Annotated in this window: 22 protein-coding genes; all 22 read left to right on the forward strand. The window is 37.2% G+C overall.

Annotation, left to right across the window (positions count from 1 at the left end; genetic code table 11):
- Positions 1-650: 650 nt before the first annotated feature.
- Positions 651-1,517 carry a MerR family transcriptional regulator gene (locus HMPREF1654_RS01985; RefSeq protein WP_004233809.1) on the forward strand — a complete coding sequence of 289 codons (867 nt, stop codon included), beginning with the start codon at positions 651-653 and terminating at the stop codon, positions 1,515-1,517.
- Positions 1,518-1,948: 431 nt separating this feature from the next.
- Positions 1,949-2,227 (forward strand): ethanolamine utilization microcompartment protein EutM, encoded by a 279-nt coding sequence (gene eutM / locus HMPREF1654_RS01990; protein ID WP_004233772.1) that lies wholly within the window; start codon positions 1,949-1,951, stop codon positions 2,225-2,227.
- 30 nt (positions 2,228-2,257) lie between these two features.
- On the forward strand, positions 2,258-3,286 hold the full coding sequence (locus HMPREF1654_RS01995; RefSeq protein ID WP_004233726.1) for a DMT family transporter: 1,029 nt from the start codon (positions 2,258-2,260) through the stop codon (positions 3,284-3,286).
- A 1-nt stretch (position 3,287) separates the two neighbouring features.
- On the forward strand, positions 3,288-3,560 hold the full coding sequence (locus tag HMPREF1654_RS02000) for a hypothetical protein (RefSeq protein WP_004233807.1): 273 nt from the start codon (positions 3,288-3,290) through the stop codon (positions 3,558-3,560).
- Positions 3,561-3,580: 20 nt separating this feature from the next.
- Positions 3,581-3,877 (forward strand): BMC domain-containing protein, encoded by a 297-nt coding sequence (locus tag HMPREF1654_RS02005; RefSeq protein ID WP_003078117.1) that lies wholly within the window; start codon positions 3,581-3,583, stop codon positions 3,875-3,877.
- Positions 3,878-3,891: 14 nt separating this feature from the next.
- Positions 3,892-4,209 (forward strand): BMC domain-containing protein, encoded by a 318-nt coding sequence (locus HMPREF1654_RS02010; RefSeq protein ID WP_004233922.1) that lies wholly within the window; start codon positions 3,892-3,894, stop codon positions 4,207-4,209.
- Between the two features lie 15 nt (positions 4,210-4,224).
- Complete coding sequence (locus HMPREF1654_RS02015; RefSeq protein WP_004233755.1) at positions 4,225-5,580, forward strand: aldehyde dehydrogenase family protein; 1,356 nt, start codon at positions 4,225-4,227, stop codon at positions 5,578-5,580.
- Between the two features lie 42 nt (positions 5,581-5,622).
- Positions 5,623-8,169, forward strand: a complete 2,547-nt coding sequence (cutC, locus tag HMPREF1654_RS02020) for a choline trimethylamine-lyase (RefSeq protein WP_004233990.1) — start codon at positions 5,623-5,625, stop codon at positions 8,167-8,169.
- Positions 8,170-8,241: 72 nt separating this feature from the next.
- A complete protein-coding gene (gene cutD, locus HMPREF1654_RS02025) occupies positions 8,242-9,228 on the forward strand; it encodes a choline TMA-lyase-activating enzyme (RefSeq protein ID WP_004233752.1) in 987 nt (328 codons plus the stop codon).
- Positions 9,229-9,250: 22 nt separating this feature from the next.
- Complete coding sequence (cutR, locus tag HMPREF1654_RS02030; RefSeq protein ID WP_004234014.1) at positions 9,251-9,601, forward strand: microcompartment shell protein CutR; 351 nt, start codon at positions 9,251-9,253, stop codon at positions 9,599-9,601.
- Positions 9,598-10,044: a EutP/PduV family microcompartment system protein gene (locus tag HMPREF1654_RS02035; RefSeq protein ID WP_016670365.1), complete on the forward strand. Its 447-nt coding sequence runs from the start codon at positions 9,598-9,600 to the stop codon at positions 10,042-10,044. The genes cutR and HMPREF1654_RS02035 overlap by 4 nt, the downstream gene beginning before the upstream one ends.
- Entirely contained in the window at positions 10,041-11,183 is a 1,143-nt protein-coding gene (locus tag HMPREF1654_RS02040) for a 1-propanol dehydrogenase PduQ (RefSeq protein ID WP_003078120.1), read from the forward strand. The genes HMPREF1654_RS02035 and HMPREF1654_RS02040 overlap by 4 nt, the downstream gene beginning before the upstream one ends.
- 68 nt (positions 11,184-11,251) lie before the next feature.
- Positions 11,252-11,875 carry a hypothetical protein gene (locus HMPREF1654_RS02045; RefSeq protein WP_004233884.1) on the forward strand — a complete coding sequence of 208 codons (624 nt, stop codon included), beginning with the start codon at positions 11,252-11,254 and terminating at the stop codon, positions 11,873-11,875.
- Entirely contained in the window at positions 11,862-12,704 is an 843-nt protein-coding gene (gene eutJ, locus HMPREF1654_RS02050; RefSeq protein ID WP_014829636.1) for an ethanolamine utilization protein EutJ, read from the forward strand. Before HMPREF1654_RS02045 ends, eutJ begins: the two co-directional genes overlap by 14 nt.
- Before the next feature lie 17 nt (positions 12,705-12,721).
- Complete coding sequence (locus HMPREF1654_RS02055) at positions 12,722-13,018, forward strand: EutN/CcmL family microcompartment protein (RefSeq protein ID WP_004233771.1); 297 nt, start codon at positions 12,722-12,724, stop codon at positions 13,016-13,018.
- A gap of 15 nt (positions 13,019-13,033) precedes the next feature.
- Positions 13,034-13,666 carry a cupin domain-containing protein gene (locus tag HMPREF1654_RS02060; protein ID WP_004233804.1) on the forward strand — a complete coding sequence of 211 codons (633 nt, stop codon included), beginning with the start codon at positions 13,034-13,036 and terminating at the stop codon, positions 13,664-13,666.
- 9 nt (positions 13,667-13,675) lie between these two features.
- Positions 13,676-14,281: a BMC domain-containing protein gene (locus tag HMPREF1654_RS10290; RefSeq protein ID WP_004233770.1), complete on the forward strand. Its 606-nt coding sequence runs from the start codon at positions 13,676-13,678 to the stop codon at positions 14,279-14,281.
- A gap of 14 nt (positions 14,282-14,295) precedes the next feature.
- Positions 14,296-15,948 carry an acetaldehyde dehydrogenase (acetylating) gene (locus HMPREF1654_RS02070; RefSeq protein ID WP_004233889.1) on the forward strand — a complete coding sequence of 551 codons (1,653 nt, stop codon included), beginning with the start codon at positions 14,296-14,298 and terminating at the stop codon, positions 15,946-15,948.
- Positions 15,949-15,957: 9 nt separating this feature from the next.
- A complete protein-coding gene (gene pduL / locus HMPREF1654_RS02075) occupies positions 15,958-16,680 on the forward strand; it encodes a phosphate propanoyltransferase (protein ID WP_004233949.1) in 723 nt (240 codons plus the stop codon).
- 76 nt (positions 16,681-16,756) lie between these two features.
- Positions 16,757-17,029 (forward strand): ethanolamine utilization microcompartment protein EutM, encoded by a 273-nt coding sequence (gene eutM / locus HMPREF1654_RS02080; protein WP_016670366.1) that lies wholly within the window; start codon positions 16,757-16,759, stop codon positions 17,027-17,029.
- Between the two features lie 24 nt (positions 17,030-17,053).
- A complete protein-coding gene (gene eutM, locus HMPREF1654_RS02085) occupies positions 17,054-17,329 on the forward strand; it encodes an ethanolamine utilization microcompartment protein EutM (RefSeq protein ID WP_016670367.1) in 276 nt (91 codons plus the stop codon).
- 121 nt (positions 17,330-17,450) lie between these two features.
- The gene (nifJ, locus tag HMPREF1654_RS02090; RefSeq protein WP_231840240.1) at positions 17,451-21,113 is read left to right on the forward strand and encodes a pyruvate:ferredoxin (flavodoxin) oxidoreductase; all 3,663 of its coding nucleotides are present in this window, start codon (positions 17,451-17,453) and stop codon (positions 21,111-21,113) included.
- The last annotated feature ends 331 nt before the right edge of the window (positions 21,114-21,444 follow it).

Genomic DNA, 21,444 nt, shown 5'->3' on the forward strand with positions numbered 1-21,444 from the left:
AGTCAGCACATATGCTTTACTAGAACTTCTGGTTATTCCCATATATTTATTTTTTAGGAATGATCGCATATCAACAGTAAATCTATCCCTAATTATAATGTTATCCTTTCCCATTTTAGCTTCAATTTTAGTTTTTGAATAAGAGCCCTTCTAATGATAGTTTCGTAACTTTTCATTATAGGTTTTATGGGACTTTTTTCTACAACAAAATAGACTCCATAATTCCTACAGTAGTTTTACTCAATACAGAATAGATCCCTATGATACAGAACTGAACTACCCCCAAAAGTTAGATTTTGTGTGTCTCACTTTTGGTGGTAGCATATAAGCTGAGTTTAAAAAGGAGGGAAACTTTTAGAAAGTAGATTATTTTTTCCCAATAAATTACCTCGTAAACCACCTATAGTTATTTAATGTAACATAAATATAATGTTATTTATTCATTCATGTATTTAAATACGGTTTAAAATGTAACTTATGGTAAAAAAACTAAATTTTAAACAATATTATTTTAGTTTTAAATTGACTATTAACATAATTCATAGTAGAATGATAGCTAAAATAGTGGATATATAATAAATAAGATGTTTGATTGCTTGAAGACAACCTCTAAGTGGTGAATGGAATATTATGAAGATAGGAGTGGATCGATGGTAGCAGACAAATTATTTTCTATCGGGCGAGCAGCAAGTGTAAGCGGAGTATCTACTAAAACCTTGCGGTACTACGAGAGTTTAGGGTTAATCATGCCGACAAAAGTCTCAGATGAAAATGGATATCGTTATTATGACAGAGAAACTCTCTTATTGATTCCTGTGATTAAATACTACAGACAAATCGGTTTAGATTTGAAGAGAATCAAAGAACTTATCTCAGAAGCTAGTTGTTCCAATCATTATTATTTTTTAGAACAACGAAAAGATGAAATCAAGGCTGAGAAAGAAAAGTTACTTGTTTCAATGGCTTCGGTTGATGATTGGATGCAGTTAATTATTGAAGGCGAACTTTGTTTGAAAAATCAGGAACTATCGTATCCTCCGAAAAAGAAATCGAGTGTAAACCTTAAGTACTATGCTGAAGAAAAACATTTTTGTCAGATTAAGCAAGATTTTTCTTATAACTTTAAAGAATCAATTATTAATCTTGAATGGATTAAATATTTAGAGGAAAATCAGTTAGAAGTTTCTGGCCCTGTAATATTGAAATACGACTCGTATTCAGAAAAGATAGCAGGAAAGATTAAGTTTGCTACAATCATGCAACACTGTTTTCCTGAAGCCCACTGTGGCTACACCTTTGGTGGTTTTTTGGCGCTAAGTGCTTATCATATTGGTTCTCTAGCAACGATTGGTGATACCTATCAACAAATCATCTCTCATGCAAAGGAAAATGGTATTTCACTGCAGAATGAGACTTATGAGCGACATGTTATTGACTATTGGGTTACACAACGAGAAGATGAATTTGTAACAGAAGTGATTATCCCCGTCATAAAAAAAGATGAGATCGAATACTAATAATAATAATTTTAGACAGCAGTGATGCTGTCTTTTTTATAAATTATGAAAATGACATGCAGAAAATTCAGGCAATCTAATATGTATAAAGGCACTCAGGATAAAAAGTTTGCCCTTAGTGGAATGTTTTCTTAAGCAATTGAACGTTTAAACGATTAAAAACAGGTGTTATTTTTTGAAAATTAGGAAAATTTAATGTTATATAATAGAGGTTTTTTTGCTAAATAACTGTAATACAACAGATATAATGGTGTTCAAGTTACTATAAAAATAACGATGTAATGATAAAAAATTTTTTTCAGAAAAAAGTTGACTTTACCCTTGTGTAAGGGTTTACAATATTATTGATAAGTATGTAACAAAGTAAACACACTTAAATATCATTTATATAAATTTGTATAAAGAAAATAAATTTAAAAGGAGGTAGTGACATGAATTCCGAAGCATTGGGAATGATTGAAACTAAAGGTTTAGTCGGTTCAATTGAAGCGGCTGATGCAATGGTTAAGGCGGCAAATGTTACCTTAATTGGGAAAGAGCATGTAGGTGGCGGTCTAGTAACTGTCTTGGTTCGTGGAGATGTTGGAGCTGTAAAAGCTGCAACAGATGCAGGTGCAGCAGCAGCTCAACGAGTTGGCGAATTAGTTTCTGTACACGTAATTCCACGTCCTCATATAGAAGTTGAGACTATTTTGCCACATAGCAAATAATTTGTGAAGGACGACGAGAGGTAATAACATATGGAACAAGTTAGTCAAAGCGTAATCAATACTTCTCCTACTGACAATCAGACGGTTGCCCGTCAAAAAATGATGGAGACAACAAAAGCTTTTCATATTGCTGGTATTAGAAGTGGGATTGTTTCGGGCTTGTTTTATGGATTGTATTCATTTGTAATCATGATTTTGCAAGGTTACGATCCAATTAAATCAGCCGTAGGGATTTTAGCAGCGCCATTTGTAATGGGTGCTCTTAATGACTTATTAGGTGGATGTGTTCTGCTATTAAATGTTAGTAGAAATGGGAAATTTAAAGAATTAGGTCGGACTTTAGCAACCAAACCTGGAAAAATCATGTTGCTTGGCTATGTTCTAGGTGGACCTGTTGCTAATGGAGCCTATCTTGTAGGATTGTACCTTGCAGGAGCTTTTGCTATTCCAATTTCTGCTACCACAGCAGCATTTGGGGCACTGTTCTCTGCTATTTTCCTCAAACAAAAATTAAGTTTCCGTGTGATCATGGGTATGCTGTTATGTGTAGTAGGGGCTGTTATTATCAACTTAGTGAAACCAGATAGTGCGCCAAACTTCACTTTAGGAATTATTCTAGCCACTGTTGCCGCTATTTGTTGGGGACTTGAAGGGACTATTTCAGCCTTTGGTGGAGCCATGCTTGACTCAGAAGTAACAGTAACATTGAGACAACTTGTTTCAGGGCTCATTCAAATGGTCATTATTGTTCCGTTGATTGGAGCAACCGGATTATTTGTGGCAACATTAACATCTCCTTTCTTAGTACTGATGTTAGTTGTTTCTGGAACTTTGGTTGGTTTTTCTTACATGGAGTGGTATCGTTCAAATGCGATGATCGGAACGGCAATTGGTATGTCCTTGAACATTACTTACGCATTCTGGGGAGTGTTGCTTAGTATTCTCTTTTTGGGACAACCAATTACAACAACAATTATCGTCGGCTCTATCGTAATTATTGTTGGTGCAATTGTTGTAACAACAAATCCACTTGATTTCTTCCGAAAGAAGGAGGTTTAACATGGCAATTCTACCAGCTAGAACAGCTGTACTAGATTATATGAATACAGTAGATGAGGCAGATGTTTACCAAGTTATGGAAGCGCTTAAAAATGTTTATGGTAAAGAAAAACATTTTACAGTTCCAATATTTTTAGAACATTTAATGTCATTAGAATGTAATGGATATTTAGTTCAGACTGGATATAGTTTAAATACAGATGGAAATTTGAGTATCCGCTACCAAATCAATGAGGACGGCAAACAAGCTGTTCAAAAATATATTGTAAAGTAATATAAAAAGGAGTAAATCAAATGAGATATCGTGGAGGACAAGCTTTGGGTCTCGTAGAAACTGTCGGTTTAGTTCCGGCGCTAGAAGCTTGTGACAAGATGTTAAAAGCGAGCAATGTGAAGTTAGTTTCTTACGAAAATATAGGTTCGACATTGGTTACAATTATGGTTGTAGGAGATGTAGCAGCGGTTGAAGCAGCGGTTGAAGCAGGTGCACAAGCAGCGGCAGCTATTGGAAAATTAACGTCTCATAATGTTATGCCACGACCAATTCCTTCCGTTGGGGATATTGTTTCAGTGCATGATATTGATAATTGATAAAGGAGAATATCATGGAAAGATATCAAGCTATTGGAGCCATTGAAACATTTGGTCTTGTATTTGTACTTGAAGCAGCAGATGCTATGGTGAAAGCTTCTGATGTAGAAGTGATTGGCTATGAAAATACTGCGTCAGGTTATATTTCTGTTATTGTTCAAGGTGAAACAGCAGCATGTAAAACAGCTGTTGATGCAGGTGTGAAGGCTGTTGAAAATATGGGAACAGAGGTTTACAGTCATGTTGTAATTCCTGGCCCACATGAAGATTTGAGAAAGATCATTGATCGCTATTCGTTATCGGTTTTGTTGCCAGATGAAACGATAGAATAAGGACGTTTTACTTTGATGAGATATATCGATAACGATTTAGATTCCATTCAAGAAATGAGGAATCTAATTCAGAATGCTCAAATATCTTTTCTCCAATTACAAAATCTTGAACAAAATGAACTAAATGTTTATGGTGAAAAATTTATAGAGGAAATAGAAAAAGAAGCGGATGGATTAATTACAGATGTTGTATCAGGAAATCAATATGGTCTGGAGTCTGACGAGATCTTTCTATTTCACCATTTTCTAGATAAATTTAAGAAGACTATCCAACAAGAAAACTATATTGGGATTCTTGAAGGAAATATTGATGAAAAAACTATAGAAATAGGAGCACCTATAGGGGTCGTATCAGTTTTATTACCTGCCTTTCCAACATTTACCCTTCTGATTAATATTATTTTATTAGCTATGAAGTCAGGGAATACAATGGTAGTTGTTGCAAACAAACATACTAAGGAAGTCACGATTGAATCGTTTAAATATTTGGTTACCTTAGCAGAACAAGCTGGTTACCCTGAAGGAGGCATTGGAATCACAGAGAGCATTAGTGATTCAAGTGTTTTGGAACTATACAATAGTGAAAAAGTATCGTTGATTGTGAATATTGGGTGTTCAGAATATATTAATAGACAATTTAAGACAACTACACCGTTGATTTATGGTGGAGAAGGTTCAGGTCCAGTGTTTATTGAACGGACAGCAAATATTGAGAAAGCAATTGAAGATATTATTCATTCTAGAAGCTTTGATAACGGGATTTTACCAGGGTCTGAACAGTTTTTGGTCACGGAAAATATTATCGAACAAGAGATACGATATATGTTAACCTGCAAAGGAGCCTATATCTTAAATGAGACAGAGTGCGAACAATTAATTGCGTTTTTGAATCGATCAAAAAATAATACTTTGTGTAATTTTGCGGGTCATTCTGCTACATGGTTAGCCAAAATGGCAGGTTTTGAAGTTCCTGACTCAACAAGAGCACTTGTTTCCTTACAAGATTACATCAATCATGAAGATTTTTTCAATCAAAAATTACTTTGTCCAATTATTATCGTATATCTTGAACCCGATTGGCAGATGGCATGTAAGAAATGTATGAGCTTATTAGCAGAGCTGAAGATGGGCCATACATTAACTATTCATTCTAAAGACTGGGAGGTTATCAAAGAATTTGCGCTTGTTAAGGAAGTTGGGCGTATTGTTGTAAATTCTCCTACGGTCTGTGTGGCGACAGGTGTTATGTCTAATTTAGCTACCTCTTTAATTCTTGGGGGTGTCACTACTGGTAGGGGATATACTTCAGAAAATGTTACTCCAAAACATTGGACATATAGGCGTCAGATTGGATTTAAAGTTGAACAGTGAGAATTCTGCCTGAATATTTTATAAGAGAAAGGAAAATCCAAAATGGATATGAATGAATTTACCGCTAAGTTAGAAGAAGCGACTAAGAAATTAAGTACTGAAGATCGTGCATCCTTAGTTAAAATTTTTCAAAGCGTTTCAGAAGATATTACAAAACCAGATTTCGTTGCTTCTGGTTCTCAATATGTAGAATCAGATGGTGTAGATATCCCGGATGGGATTACTCCTCGTCTACAAGCCTTGAAAGATCAATATTTGAATGCAACACCAACGATTTCCTTGATTCGTGCAGTCAATCTAACAAAAATCTCTAAAGAAAACGAAGGAATGCCTAAAGCAATCCTAAGAGGTACTGCTTTTAAAGAATTTTGTAAGATCGCTCCTCTTGTCATTCAAGATCATGAATTGTTGGTAGGCGCACCAAATGGTGGTGCTCGTTGGGGGGCGTTCTCTCCAGATATTTCATGGCGTTGGCTCCGTGATGAGATTGATACAGTGTCTACTCGCCCTCAAGACCCTTATTTCCTATCGGAAGAAAACAAACGAATTTTACGTGAAGAAATTTTCCCATATTGGAAGGGTAAATCAGTCGATGAAGCTTGTGAATCTCAATACCGTGAAGCGGGTGCTTGGGAACTTTCAGGTGAATCTTTTGTATCAGACTGTTCTTACCATGCGCAATCAGGTGGAGGCGACTCTAATCCGGGTTATGACGTTGTTGGTATGAAGAAAGGAATGCTGGACATCAAGGCTGAAGCGGAAGCTTGCTTGAAAGAACTAGACTATGCAAATCCTGATGATCTTGAAAAGATTTATTTCTATAAAGCACGTATTCTCACTGCAGAAGGTGTGATGATCTATGCACAACGTATGTCAGAATACGCAGCTCAATTAGCAGCGAAGGAAACCAATCCAAAACGTAAAGCGGAATTGGAGATGATTTCTCGAGTAAATGCGAACGTTCCAGCTCATAAACCAGAAACTTTCTGGGAAGCAATGCAATACGTTGTAACCATCCAACACTTGTTACTTTGTGAAGAAAACCAAACTGGACTGTCAATTGGGCGTGTAGATCAGTATATGTATCCATTCTATAAGAAAGATAAAGAAGCGGGGCGCATGAATGATTATCAAGCATTTGAATTGGCTGGTAGCATGTTCATCAAGATGTCTGAAATGATGTGGCTAACTTCTGAAGGTTCATCACAATTCTTCGCAGGTTATCAGCCATTTGTAAATATGTGTGTTGGTGGTGTAACTCGGGAAGGACGTGATGCTACAAACGATCTCACTTACTTACTGATGGATGCCATTCGTCATGTTAAAGTTTACCAGCCAACCTTAGCAGCTCGTATTAATAATAAATCACCTCGTAAGTATTTGAAGAAGATCGTTGATGTTGTTCGTGCGGGAATCGGTTTCCCAGCTTGTCACTTTGATGATACACATATCAAGATGATGCTTGCCAAAGGTGTATCGATGGAAGATGCACGTGACTATTGCTTAATGGGGTGTGTGGAACCACAAAAATCAGGTCGTTTGTATCAGTGGACTTCTACATCCTATACCCAATGGCCAATTTTGATTGAAACAACACTCAATCATGGTATTCCGCTTTGGTATGGAAAACCTGTGACACCGGATATGGGATCTCTCAATCGATACAAGACATTTGAGGAATTTGAACATGCAGTGAAAGAGACTATTAAGTATGTCACTAAATGGACTTCTGTCATGACTGTTATTTCACAACGTGTGCAGCGTGACTTGGCACCAGTTCCACTCATGTCTATCATGTATGAAGGAACAATGGAACATGGCCGAGATGTTAAGGCTGGCGGGGCCATGTATAACTTTGGACCTGGTGTGGTTTGGTCTGGCTTAGCCAACTATGCGGACTCTATGGCAGCCATTAAGAAACTTGTGTTTGAAGATAAGAAATATACTTTGGAAGAATTAAATAGAGCTTTAGTTGCCGACTTTGAAGGATACGATCAAGTGCGCGCAGACTGTCTAGCAGCTCCTAAATATGGTAATGACGATGACTACGTAGATTACTTTACTTCAGATATCATCGGATTTACAGAAGAAGAACACCGTAAATATAAGACTTTGTACTCTGTCCTCAGTCATGGAACCTTGTCTATTTCAAACAATACTCCATTAGGACAAATTACAGGAGCTTCTGCGTCTGGGCGTCGAGCTTGGAAACCATTATCAGATGGGATCTCTCCAGACCATGGAATGGATACAAAAGGTCCTACAGCAATTATTAAATCTGTCTCTAAGATGGCAAATGAAAATATGAACATTGGACTTGTTCATAACTTCAAGATTATGGCTGGTTTGCTCGACACACCTCAAGGTGAGGAAAGCTTGATTACATTGCTTCGTACAGCAAGTGTTCTTGGAAATGGTGAAATGCAGTTTAACTACTTGGATAATGCAGTTTTGATTGATGCGCAGAAACATCCTGAAAACTATCGTGATTTGATTGTTCGTGTAGCAGGTTATAGTGCGTTCTTCGTTGAATTGTGTAAAGATGTTCAAGATGAAATTATTTCTCGTACAGTTTTAACACAATTTTAGTCTGAAAATAGATGTTGTTGTAGTGGTTTCCAAATTTTTGAAGACTGCTACAACAATCGTTAGGAGAAGATTGTGGAAGCAGTGAATAAAAAACATGAAACGCGCATTAATGTTTTTAATGTACAGAAATATAATTTATATGATGGTCCAGGTATACGGACAATTGTATTTTTTAAAGGTTGCCACATGCGTTGTAAATGGTGTGCAAATCCAGAAGGGTTAACATTTGGACCCAATATGATGTACAAAGAAACTTTGTGTAAACCGTACAATACTTGCGCAACATCTTGTCCACTAGGAGACATCTGCTTTAAATATAAAACCAACGACAACATTCCTTATGATTATGAAGACACAGATCATCCGATAGATATCAAGAGGTTTGATAAGAAAAAACCAACAGTTGATGATATTAAAGGTTGTCCAGAAGGAGCATTAACAATCGCTGGAGAATCAAAAACTATTTCAGAATTAATGGAAATTATCCATGAGGATGATGCTTTTTATGAAATGTCTGGAGGTGGAGTTACTCTATCTGGAGGAGAATGTCTAGCTCAAGGAGAAGGTGCGTTAGCATTATTACAAGCATGTAAACAAGATGGATTAAATACCGCAGTTGAGACTGCTGGTTATGTTCCTAACAAAGTCATGTTGAAAGTCGCGGAGTATACAGATTTATTCCTATTTGATTTAAAGCATATGGATTCAAAACGTCATAATGAATTGACCGGCGTTAGCAATGAGCGAATCTTGAGCAATTTCAAATCAGTCATTGAAGGCGGTTATAATGTCAAAGTCAGAATGCCGATGCTAAAAGACATTAATGATAGGGAAGAAGAAATCCAAGACATTATTAATTTCCTAACTCCTTATAAAAATTTTCCCAATTTTAAAGGGATTGATTTGTTGCCTTATCATAAATTGGGGGTGAATAAATATTATCAATTAGGGATGGACTATGAAATTGAAGGAGATCCTTCGTTGAGTCAATATGATTTAGACAGAATAGAAAAATATATATTAGCAGCTGATTTTCCAGTAACTGTGGTGAAACATTAATTTAATTTGGAGAGGAGTAGAATTGATTGAAGAACTTGGGAAAATAGATCGGATTATCCAGGAGTCTGTACCAGGAAAACAAATTACTCTAGCCCATGTTATTGCGGCTCCAATTGAAGCGGTGTATGAATGCTTAGGAGTAGATCATGAAGGAGCAATAGGAGTAGTATCACTTACTCCTAATGAGACAGCTATTATAGCAGCCGATATCGCCGGAAAGGCAGCGAATATTGATATTTGTTTTGTTGATCGATTTACGGGTTCCGTGATGTTTAGTGGGGATATACAAAGTGTCGAAACATCGCTGGAAGATATTTTGGAGTATTTTAAGAACTCCTTAGGTTTTTCAACTGTTCCATTAACAAAATCATGAGAAAAAGATTACTACTAATAGGTCCATCTGATGAAGAAAATAGAGAGCTCCTATATTTTTTAGAAAATAAAACGAGCTTACGCATTAGACCATCCATTATGTATTATGACAAAACGATTTTGTTCCCCAGTACCTATTTGCGAAGCCCATGGATGAAAAAATATCTGATAGCAATGCAGCAAAATGCTTATTTGGTTTTGATGCTTGCCTCTTGTAAAAGTAAGAGAGGGATTTATTCCCCAAACTTTGCTAAGGCCTTTCGAGCTCCGACCATCGGAGTGATACTGTATGATGAAACTCAATCGAAAGAAAGAGTATCTGACTGTAAAATGGAGTTAGTCAATGCTGGTGTGGACGAAACAGTTGAATTGAATTTAAAAAATTCAGTAGAGTGTGATCGTTTTTTACAAAAAATAAAATTAGATAAAGAAGGTAGTTCATGAGAATACAAGAGTTCAATGTAGGGCCGCGATTTATTTTTGGTGAGGACGCAATCAGTGAGCTCTCTAATCTAGATATTAAAAAAGCTTATATTATATGTGATCCGTATATGGAACAGAGTGGGATGGTTTATCATGTATTAGATCAGCTGGATCAAAATGCTGTTGAAACCAAGATTTTTTCTGGCGTTGTTCCAAACCCAACTGTTGAAAGTATTTCAAAAAGTATTTCTGAAATTAGATCATTTAAACCAGATACGATTATTGCTTTGGGAGGTGGTTCGGCCTTAGATTCTTCTAAAGCTATCATTTTAACCTATACAAGCTTAGAAAAGGTTGCCAAACCAACTTTAATAGCGATTCCGACAACAAGCGGTTCAGGAAGTGAAATTACTTCTTTTGCAGTGATTTCTGATTTGTTGACAGAGGAAAAATATGCTCTGGTAGATGACTCTTTGGTTCCTGATATTGCTATTTTGGATACGACTTTTACAATGAGTGTACCTTCAGGAGTTACAGCAGATGCTGGTATGGACGTCTTAACTCATTGTTTGGAAGCTTATGTAGCTGACGGGGCAAGTGATTTTTCAGATGCCTGTGCTGAGAAAGCTATAGTGTTAGCTTGGGAAAATTTACCCCTTACTTTTAGAGATGGAAACAACAAAGTGGCTCGGGAAAAGATGCACAATGCTTCTTCTTTAGCAGGAATCTCGTTCAATAATGCTGGATTAGGAATCTGCCATAGTTTATCGCACGCAATTGGAGCATTCTTCCATAGTCCTCATGGGAGAATCAATACGGTATTGTTACCGCATGTTATAGCGTTTAATTCTTCTTTATCCAATCTCACTGTAACGCCAACAAGTTCTCGATATGCAAAACTTGCAGCTATGTTACAGTTTGACTTTCGAAATGAAAAAGAAGGTGTAGAAAAGTTAATTGCAGGAATTAAACAATTATCCACTCAGTTTGGAATTCGTGGCACTCTTGATGACTTGGGAATTGATAAAGCAGACTTTATCACACATATTCCAGAAATGGCTGAGCGAGCTTTGGCAGATGCTTGTACACCAGCAAATCCACGAAAAGTAACAAAAAGCGATTTAGAATCAATTTACTATTTGTTAGCAAGAAGTGTATAGAATAAGAAAGCAACTCCGCTTTCAGTGTTATTTGTATCAAAATTGAAATTCGATTGGAAGAAAATGTTATGAAGTATTTAACTGAAAATGATTTAAGAATAGCATATCGTGATATTCCCTTCGAAGTTTTCACAATTCGTAGTAACGAAAAACTAACGCCAGGAGCACGGACATTTTTATCGGATAGAAAAATTAAAATTATTGATGATAATGATGGTAAAGCAAGGAGTCAAGTAAATCATTATAGTGGTAGAGGCCAACCACAAGCTTCTTCAGTATCATTTGTTCCAAATGATTTTGAATTACTTGCTGTTCGTTGCGATATGTTATCAGCAGCACAAATGTTGTGTGGACTAGATATAGCGATAGCAGAAGAGTTAAAATTGCTAGAGCGTTATCTGTCAACTCCATCTGGAACAGTTGATATAACCTCTTCTACGTTTTTCCAAAACCTAAAAGAGGTTGATCAGGCAGGCTTAGTAGAACAGTTGTCTAATGTAGGATTATTTATCAATACTCAGAAAGGTGAAATCTTACTGAAACTGTACCCTATTTATTTCAGTTTATTAGCTTATACTGAAAAAAGCAGGGATTCAGATGATATACGATTTGTTACAACTTTATCACGATTAGGAAATATAATTTCTTATTACCTTGGGAAGGAGGAGAGAGAAACGAATGAGCCACAATAACTTATCTAAATCTTGTGATCACTATGTAGCGGATTTCGAATTGGTCGAGAAACAGCCAATTACCGATGGGAAAGGGCCCTACTTTACTGGAGTAGACTTGGGAACTGCCTATATCGTATTGGTCGTTACGGATGAAAATAAGAAGATTGTTGCTGGAACTCATCGTTCTGCATCAGTTGTTCGTGACGGTATGGTAGTCGATTATATTGGCGCTGTTCAGATTGTTCGAGAACTGAAAGAAGATCTAGAAAAAAAATTAGATACAGAATTAGTCTATGCCTCGGCTGCGATTCCTCCTGAAACAGATTTGTTAGATGGCGGTGTCATTAAAAATGTTATTCAGAGTGCAGGGTTTGAATTGACTGCTATTTTGGATGAACCCACGGCAGCCAATACAATTATTGGAATGAAAGATGGAGTAATTGTTGACATTGGAGGAGGCACAACAGGGATTTCAGTTGTAAAAAATGGTGAAGTCATTAAATGTGTAGATAAACCAACAGGAGGTACTCACTTTACGTTGGTTGTATCTGGTGCTTATCACATGCCTTATGAAGAGGCGGATCGATACAAACGGAATCCTGCAAATCATAAAGAACTATTAACTATCTTAAAACCTGTCGTCGAAAAAATTGCATCTATCATTAGTAAAAACATCAAAGGGTTGGATGTCGACACTATCTTTTTAGTCGGTGGTACCAGTTGTTTGACTGGTATCGAGCAGATTATTGAAAAAGAAACTCAGATTAAGACAATCAAACCGCAAAATCCTATGTTTGTTACTCCGATTGGTATTGCAATGAATTGTACTGATGAGATTATTTATTAACATAGAAGGAGAGTCGTATGTTAGTTGCAGAATTAGTGGATACAATCTGGGCTACTAGGAAATCAGAAGCACTCAATGGAGTAAAATTTTTATTGGCAGAAGTGAAAGGTGGACGAAGATCTGGCGAACTACTAGTCGTTGTGGATATGATTGGCGCTGGAATTGGAGACCGTGTTATTGTAGCGACGGGTTCTGCAGCGAGACGAATGATGGAAAACGATGAGATACCAGTGGATGCAGCTATTGTTGGAATCATTGATGAAAATTACGATGAAGTCAAGAGACAAAACGGAGAAATTCAGCGATTCTCTTAAAGGAGGACAGAATAAATGTCGAAATTAATTACGGCTAAGAATATCATTGAATGTTCTGAAGCAGGAAAGTCAATTTGTTATATTGAACCAAAGACAATTGTCACCCCTGCTGCAATGGATGAAGCAAAAAAGCGAAAAATTGAGCTAAAAGAATGCTCAGGTAGTTGTGCATCGTCCAAAGAGACAAATGAACATGGGATTACTAGCGATGAAATACTTTGTTTGCTAAAAAAAATGTTAGTGGAGAATGAAACAGACGAGAAACCCATTCCGTTACCTTATCGTTGTGTAAAACACCCTAATGGCATGAAAGTTGTGAAAGGGTCTACTGTTCACTTAGATAACTTTGATACGGGAAATCCCAAAGCAAAAGTAGACTATCAAGAGTTAATCCATAAGGAAGAATCAAAGATGAGTGCAGGTTTTCTGACGATTGACCACTCAACATTTGCTTGGGACCTATCATATGAGGAAATTGATTACGTTATTTCTGGTACCGTTTCAGTTCAAATTGATGGACAAACCTATGTGGCTAGAGAGGGAGACGTTATTTATGTTCCTTCTGGATCTAGCGTTGTTTGGGGTTCGCCTGATAGAGCAAAAATTTTCTATACAACGTTTCCATCCAATTGGCCTGATTTAATGTAGGAGTAAGCCATGAAAGCATTGGGTATGATTGAAACATATGGTTTGGTTGGGGCTATTGAAGCAGCAGATGTAATGCTGAAAACAGCAACAGTCACTCTTTTAAAAAAGGAAATTGTAAAAGGAGGCTTAGTTTTGGTCAGTATCACAGGAGATGTTGGTGCTGTAAAGACGGCTGTTGAAGCAGCCTCTATTGCAGTAGATCGGCTAGGTACACAAGCGTTTTATGGTTCACATGTTATTCCACGACCTGACTTTCAACTAACTTCTTTCTATCCTTCAGAAAAAGAAGATAAGGATCTCGTTGAGGAAAAATATACAGAACAGGACTTCGTCCAGGAAGCAAAAACGGTAGAAGAAGAGACTGAGGTCATCAAGGCTGAAGCGAACATTTCTCCAGAGGCTGTGGAGGATGCAGAATTAGTCGTTTCTTTTACAGAAAATCTATCAATGACCCCTCAGGAATATAAAAAAAGCTTGCAAAAACTAAGAGTTGCTGAATTACGTGATAAATTAATTCATCAAAATATTGTTCTTGATGAGGAAGTAGATGTAATGACTCTGACTAAAAAGCAACTGACTACCATATTAGTAGATAATTTTGAAAAAAATAAGTAGAAAGGAGACAATTTATGACGACTATTGATGTAGATCTTTGTTCGATACAGGAAGCGCGTGACTTAGTTAGAAATGGAAAAGCTGCAGCTGATAAGATAGCTTTCTATTCTGATGAACAAATTGATTTAATTTTAAAGAATATAGTGAAGACGATAGAGGCCAATGCTTACTATTTAGCTGACTTAGCAGTGGAAGAGACGGGCTTTGGAAAACTTAATGATAAAGCATATAAGAATTACGCTGCTTCAACTCTGCTCTATAGTGAGATGAGACAGTATAAGACATCAGGCGTGTTAAGTTTTGATGAATCCAAAAAAGTATTTAAAGTAGCTGAGCCAATGGGGTTGCTTCTTGGGATTACTCCGTCGACCAATCCGACTTCAACAATTATTTTTAAATCGCTTATTGCTATTAAATCTCGGAATGCAATTGTCTTTGCTCCACATCCATCTGCAAAACGATGTAGTTACGCTGCTGCCGAATTAGTATTAAAAGCGGCCGTGGAAGCAGGGGCACCTGAACATATCATCGGTTGTGTGAAGAATCCTACAATGGAAGCAACAAACGAACTCATGAAATCGAAGGATATTGCCCTGATTATTGCCACAGGAGGTCCAGGAATGGTTCGGTCAGCCTACAGTAGTGGGAAGCCTGCTATTGGTGTAGGAGCGGGTAATTCACCTGTGTATATCGAACGAACGGCCGATGTGAAAAAAGCAATTTCTACAATTATCGCTTCGAAAACATTTGATAATGGAACCATTTGTGCATCTGAACAATCTTTGATTTGTGAAGAGGTCAATAAAGATGCTGTCGTTTCAGAATTGATTGCACAAGGATGTTATATGATGACGAAGGAGGAAACAGACAGGGTTTGCTCATTACTCTTCCGAGGTATTTTAGATGGTCATCCAGTGATGAATGCAAAATTTGTCGGACAAGCTGCAACTACTATAGCAGAAGCAGCAGGTATTCGTGTACCAGTTGATACGAAACTATTAATTGGCTCTCAATCAGGCGTTGGAGAAGGAAATCCACTTTCCTTTGAAAAATTGACAACTGTATTAGGATTCTATGTGGTGAAAAATTGGGAAGAAGCTTGTGCATTAAGTATTCGTTTGCTCCAAAATGGTATAGGACATACAATGAGTTTGCACACAAGTGATCCAGATATTATCTTTAAATTTTCAAGCAAACCAGCTTCACGTATCCTAATTAATACAGGGGGGAGCCAAGGAGGAACGGGTGTTTCTACAGGATTACCGATAGCCTTTACTTTAGGATGTGGAACGGATGGAGGAAGTTCAGTATCAGATAACCTGACTCCGGAACATTTGATAAATGTGAAAACAGTGGCTTATGGCATTAAGGATGTGACGAAATTAGTTGCAGAGGATGATTATTTCCATACCTTACCAAAAGTAGCTGTATGCAATCGTCCAAATGAGAAGGTGGACGGTCTGAGCTCAGCGTCACTAAAAGTGAAACAAGAAATCGTTACGAAAAAAGATTTTCTAAATCAGACCCCTCAGCAAATTCAAGTAAATTTTGAGAAAAACAATCCACCAAGTTCTCATGAAGTACCTTCCAATGCTACAGTTACATCAGATGATGAAACGAACGAAGCTATTGTAAGGGAGATTTTATCAACATTAAAAATAAAATAGGAGGTGCCAATGAGTGAAGACTTAGAAAGCTTGTTTTACTTGGCCGTGGAGCATTTAGGGGGTGAAAAATTACTTTCTGATTTAACTGTTAACAAACAAGCAGAAGCAGTTATTGAGAAATGTGAAAAGCAAACAGAAAATGTAACGAAAAAAGGTGATCCTAAGTTTAATATTCCTCTAGGTGTATCAAATCATCATGTTCACTTATCTCAAGCAGATGCAGATGTACTATTTGGTAAAAATTACACGTTTTCTGAATTAAAGCCATTGTCTCAAAAAGGGCAGTTTGCATATAAGGAATGCATTACCTTAGCGGGACCTAAAGGTGTTGTAGAAAAAGTACGTGTATTAGGACCGGTGAGAAAGCAGACACAGGTCGAATTGACAACAACAGATTGTTTTAAACTTGGGTTGCAAGCACCTATTCGTTTATCGGGTGATCTTACTAATACTCCAGGTTGTACTCTGATTGGGCCTGCAGGATCTGTACAACTTGAATCTGGTTGTATTGTTGCCAAAAGACATATTCATATGGGTCCTTTGGATGCAATCCGATTTGGTGTTCAAAATAATCAAGTAGTGTCATTGGAGGTTCCTGGAGAACGAGGTGGAGTAATCAATAATGTCAGTATTCGAGTAGACAACTCCTTCACTTTGGAATGTCATTTGGATACAGAAGAGGCAAATGCTCTAGGTGTTTGTGGAAATAATCGATTGAAATTAATTAAATAATTTGAGGATCATAAGGTCAAATCATTTTCGTTGAGTTTGTTAAATAATTTTTTGAAAATAATTAAGGAGGAGTAAAATGACTTCAGAAGCATTAGGAATGATTGAAACCAAAGGTTTGGTTGGCTCAATTGAGGCAGCAGATGCGATGGTAAAAGCAGCTAACGTAACGTTAATTGGTAAAGAACATGTAGGTGGTGGACTCGTTACAGTTCTAGTACGTGGTGATGTTGGCGCGGTGAAGGCTGCGACCGATGCTGGAGCAGCTGCAGCTCAACGTGTAGGTGAGTTAGTTTCAGTTCACGTTATCCCACGTCCACATACAGAAGTGGAATCGATTTTACCTCATTAAACTAAAAGACGAAAGGATAAAGATATGAGTACTTCAGAAGCACTAGGAATGATTGAAACCAAAGGTTTGGTTGGCTCAATTGAGGCAGCAGATGCGATGGTAAAAGCAGCTAACGTAACGTTAATTGGTAAAGAACATGTAGGTGGTGGACTCGTTACAGTTCTAGTACGTGGTGATGTTGGAGCGGTGAAGGCTGCGACCGATGCTGGAGCAGCTGCAGCCCAACGTGTAGGTGAGTTAGTTTCAGTTCACGTTATCCCACGTCCACATACAGAAGTGGAATCGATTTTACCTCATTAAAAGTAATTTTGGGAAATCGAATAGTACTGTTTTACAGTTGACTAAAGCTTATCCCAAACTTGGGATGAGCTTTTTTTAAAAGTGTAGGAATAAAAATTACTGGTCAGGAGGAGAGGATATGATGGCACATCAAGAAATAATGGATGGGAATGCAGCTGCAGCTTATATTGCATATCATTTTAGCCAAGTAGCTGGGATTTATCCAATCACTCCTAGTTCAGGCATTGGAGAGCTTGTAGATATTTGGCAAGCTGAGGGTAGGGAAAATCTTTTTGGTGAAAAAATAAGGGTGGTTGAGATGCAATCAGAAGCTGGTGTAGCTGGTTTTATACACGGAGCTCTGAAATCAGGTGCTTTAGCCACTACTTTCACTTCATCCCAAGGCTTACTACTCATGTTGCCAAATATGTACAAAATTGCTGGGGAGCTGTTGCCGACAGTTTTTCATGTAGCTGCAAGATCCGTTGCAACGAACGCACTAAGTATCTTTGGAGATCATAGTGATGTAATGTCTGTTCGTCAGTCAGGTTTTGCTCTCCTTTCAGAAGGTTCTGTTCAAGAGGTTATGGATTTATCCGCTATTGCTCATTTAGCAACTCTAGAATGTTCAATTCCTTTTGTTAGCTTTTTTGATGGTTTTTTAACGAGTCATGAGACTCAAAAAATTACTGTTTTACAATCGAATGATTTAAAGGAATTAATAAATCAAGAGGCTTTGGAAATTTTTCGGTCGAGAGGGATGAACCCAAATCATCCGACTGTATCGGGAACAAATCAAGGGCCAGACTTATATTTTCAGCAACGAGAAACAGTCAATAGGAATTATCAAGTCATTCCCTATGTGGTTCAAAAGTATATGAAAAAAATTAATGAATTGCAGGGAACAAATTATGATTTAGTAACTTATTATGGGCATCGAGAGGCAAAGGAAGTCATTATAGCAATGGGTTCGATCTCATCTACAATTCAACAAGTTGTCGATTATTTGATAAAACTTGGAAGAAAAGTAGGAATGCTTCAAGTACATCTTTATCGGCCTTTCCCAGTAGAGTGTTTTTTAGAAAAGCTTCCGAATACAATTCAATCTATTGCAGTTTTGGACAGGACCAAGGAGCCAGGGGCATTAGGTGAACCCCTCTATTTAGATGTTCAAGCTGCCTTATATGATTATCAGACTCGTCCTAGGATTATTGGCGGAAGATTTGGAATCGGTTCTAAGGATACAACACCTGCTCAGATTATTTCAGTATTTAAGGAACTGCAAAAAGAAGTTCCTAAGAAGCGTTTTACAATTGGAATTGAAGATGATGTGACGAACTTGTCATTAGAAATAGAAAAGGAGATTGACTTAACCCCTTCTAATGTTTACCAAGTCAAATTTTGGGGATTAGGTGGAGATGGAACAGTAAGCATGAATCGCTCCACGATTCAGATTATTGGAAAACATACGGATAAAAACGTTCAAGCGTATTTTTATTTTGATTCTCGCAAAAGAGAAGGTGTTACGATTTCGCATTTGAGGTTTGGCCACGATGCAATAAAGTCAACCTATTTAATTCAACAATCTGATTTTATCGGTGTCACAATGCCAGCTTATTTACACCAATATGATGTTTTAAAAGGTCTGAAACCGGGAGGTATTTTCTTACTAAATACGCCCTGGAAACGGGAACAGCTAGAAAGACGCTTGCCGGCTAAGATGAAAAGGTTTATTGCAAATAATCGAATTAAGTTTTATACCATAAATGCCTATAAAATTGCTCAAGAAGTTGGTTTAGTAGGCAAATTTAGTATTAGTATGCAAGCCGCTTTCTTTAAACTAACCAGTGTATTACCTTTTGATGTTGCACAACAAGCGATGAAAGACGAAATTACTAAAGTTTTCTCGAAAAAGTCAAAATTATTAGTTAACCAGAATTTAAGAGCAATCGCTTTGTCCATAGATGCCTTAGAAGAAATTAATATTCCTTCGGAGTGGGCAACCTGTGAAGACATTCCAAGAAGAGAAGGAAACTTTAGAAATCAATTTAAGAAACAGGTTCAAGAACCTTTTAATCGCTTAAAAGGAAGTGAAATTTCCGTTGGTCAACTGATTGATAATGGAATGGTAGCAGGGGATCTTCCATTAGGTGGTACGGCTACTGAAAAGAAATCTCTCTCCTGGGAAGTTCCTGAGTGGGAGCCAGCTCATTGTGTTCAATGTGGACTTTGTTCTTTTGTTTGTCCTCATGCAGCAATTCGACCATTTTTAGTCGAAGAGGATGAACTGAATGAGGCTCCCGAGGGTTACAAAGTGAGGGATTTTAAAGGTAAAGATGGTTTAATGTACAGAATTCAAGTATCCGTTGAAGATTGTACAGGATGCGAGCTATGTGTGAAAGCTTGCCCAGCTCAGGGGAAAGCATTGAAGATGATTTCTAGTTCAGAAAATGAAACTGAACTAAAGGATCAAACTATCAATTGGGCGTTTTCAATGACCTTACGGGCCAAAGAAAACCCGGGAAAACCAGGGACTGTTGCTTATACGCAATTTGAACAACCTTTACTAGAATTTTCTGGAGCATGCGGAGGTTGCGGAGAAACACCTTATGTTAAATTATTGACACAGATGTTTGGGGATAGAATGGTTGTGGCAAATGCGACAGGTTGCTCATCTATTTGGGGAGCACTGGGAGCAAGTACACCTTATACAACCAATCAAAAAGCTTGTGGTCCGGCTTGGAGTAACTCCTTGTTAGAAGATAATGCAGAATTTGGCTATGGGATGCTGATTGCTAACGATACACGAAGGAGATCATTAATCAAACTCATAGAGAAAGCCAAAAATGAGGCCAGTCATGATTTGAATTTATTGATGAGTGACTGGATTCAGCATTTTGAAGAGGGAAAGGGAACAAGAGCTAGGGCAGCGAAGCTACAACAAGCCTTGCAAAAGGAATGTTCTGTTAACACGCCGTTTCTTAACGAATTATACTCTCATAAAGATTTGTTTATCAAACCTTCCCAGTGGATTGTGGGGGGTGATGGTTGGGCCTATGATATTGGCTATGGAGGGTTGGATCATGTCTTAGCAAGTGGTGCAGATGTCAATATTTTAGTATTAGATAATGAAGTTTATTCGAATACAGGAGGACACTTATCTAAAGGGACTCCGACCGCCGCAATTGCAAAATTCTCCGCTACAGGAAATCGTAGCTCCAAAAAAGATTTGGGTATGCTTGCTATGACTTATGGAAATGTCTATGTTGCTCAAGTTGCTAATGGAGCTAATCCAATCCAAGTGATAAAAGCTTTTGAAGAGGCAGAAAACTATCCAGGACCATCCATTATTATTGCGTATGTTCCATGCATTACCCATCGACTTGAAGGGGGAATGAGTAGAACTCTTGAAGAGGCTAAAGAAGCGGTTCATTCAGGCTATTGGTCTTTATATCGATACAATCCTTCACGTATTAAAGAAAATAAATGTCCGATGATACTTGATTTTAAGCATCCTAAGTTTGAAAATATGATTTCATTCATGCTAAAGCAAGAGCGTTTTTCAGCACTTCAAATTGTAAATAGAGAAGAAGCAGAGAAATTGTACCAGCTAACTGTTGCTCAAGCTAGAAAAAGATTTTTAAACTACGCCAAACTTTCGGGGGATTATGATAGCTTTTTAGATAAAGAGAGTAAGAATAAAAAGTTTTATAAAGATACAGAGATAATACAAAGTGAGCTAGTCTCTAAAATGAATCCAAAGAAAGATGATATTGATGAAATTCTGAAAAAACTGGACATTTGACAGCCTTTGACAAGTGTGGTTGCTGAATATATAAATCGGAAACTACTGAAACATAATCTATAGTTAGCTTCCTCATCTATTTTGCTATAGTCTCCAGAAATTATAGCGTCTTAAATACTCACAGTTTTAAGCTTTTGTATTAGAATTTAATAACTTACGTTTAATGATTCTCTAAATGAGAATCATTAAACGTTTCATAGCATAGGAAAATACCTCCAAATACGTGAAGTGCATTGGTAAATATCATCGTTAAATAAAATAAGGCTGTGAAAAATGTGTTAAAATATTCAACTAAAATTTAGTGATTATAACATTATTTCTCCAATACTGA

Source organism: Streptococcus intermedius SK54 = ATCC 27335 (genome assembly GCF_000413475.1).
In the GTDB taxonomy this organism is placed as follows: domain Bacteria; phylum Bacillota; class Bacilli; order Lactobacillales; family Streptococcaceae; genus Streptococcus; species Streptococcus intermedius.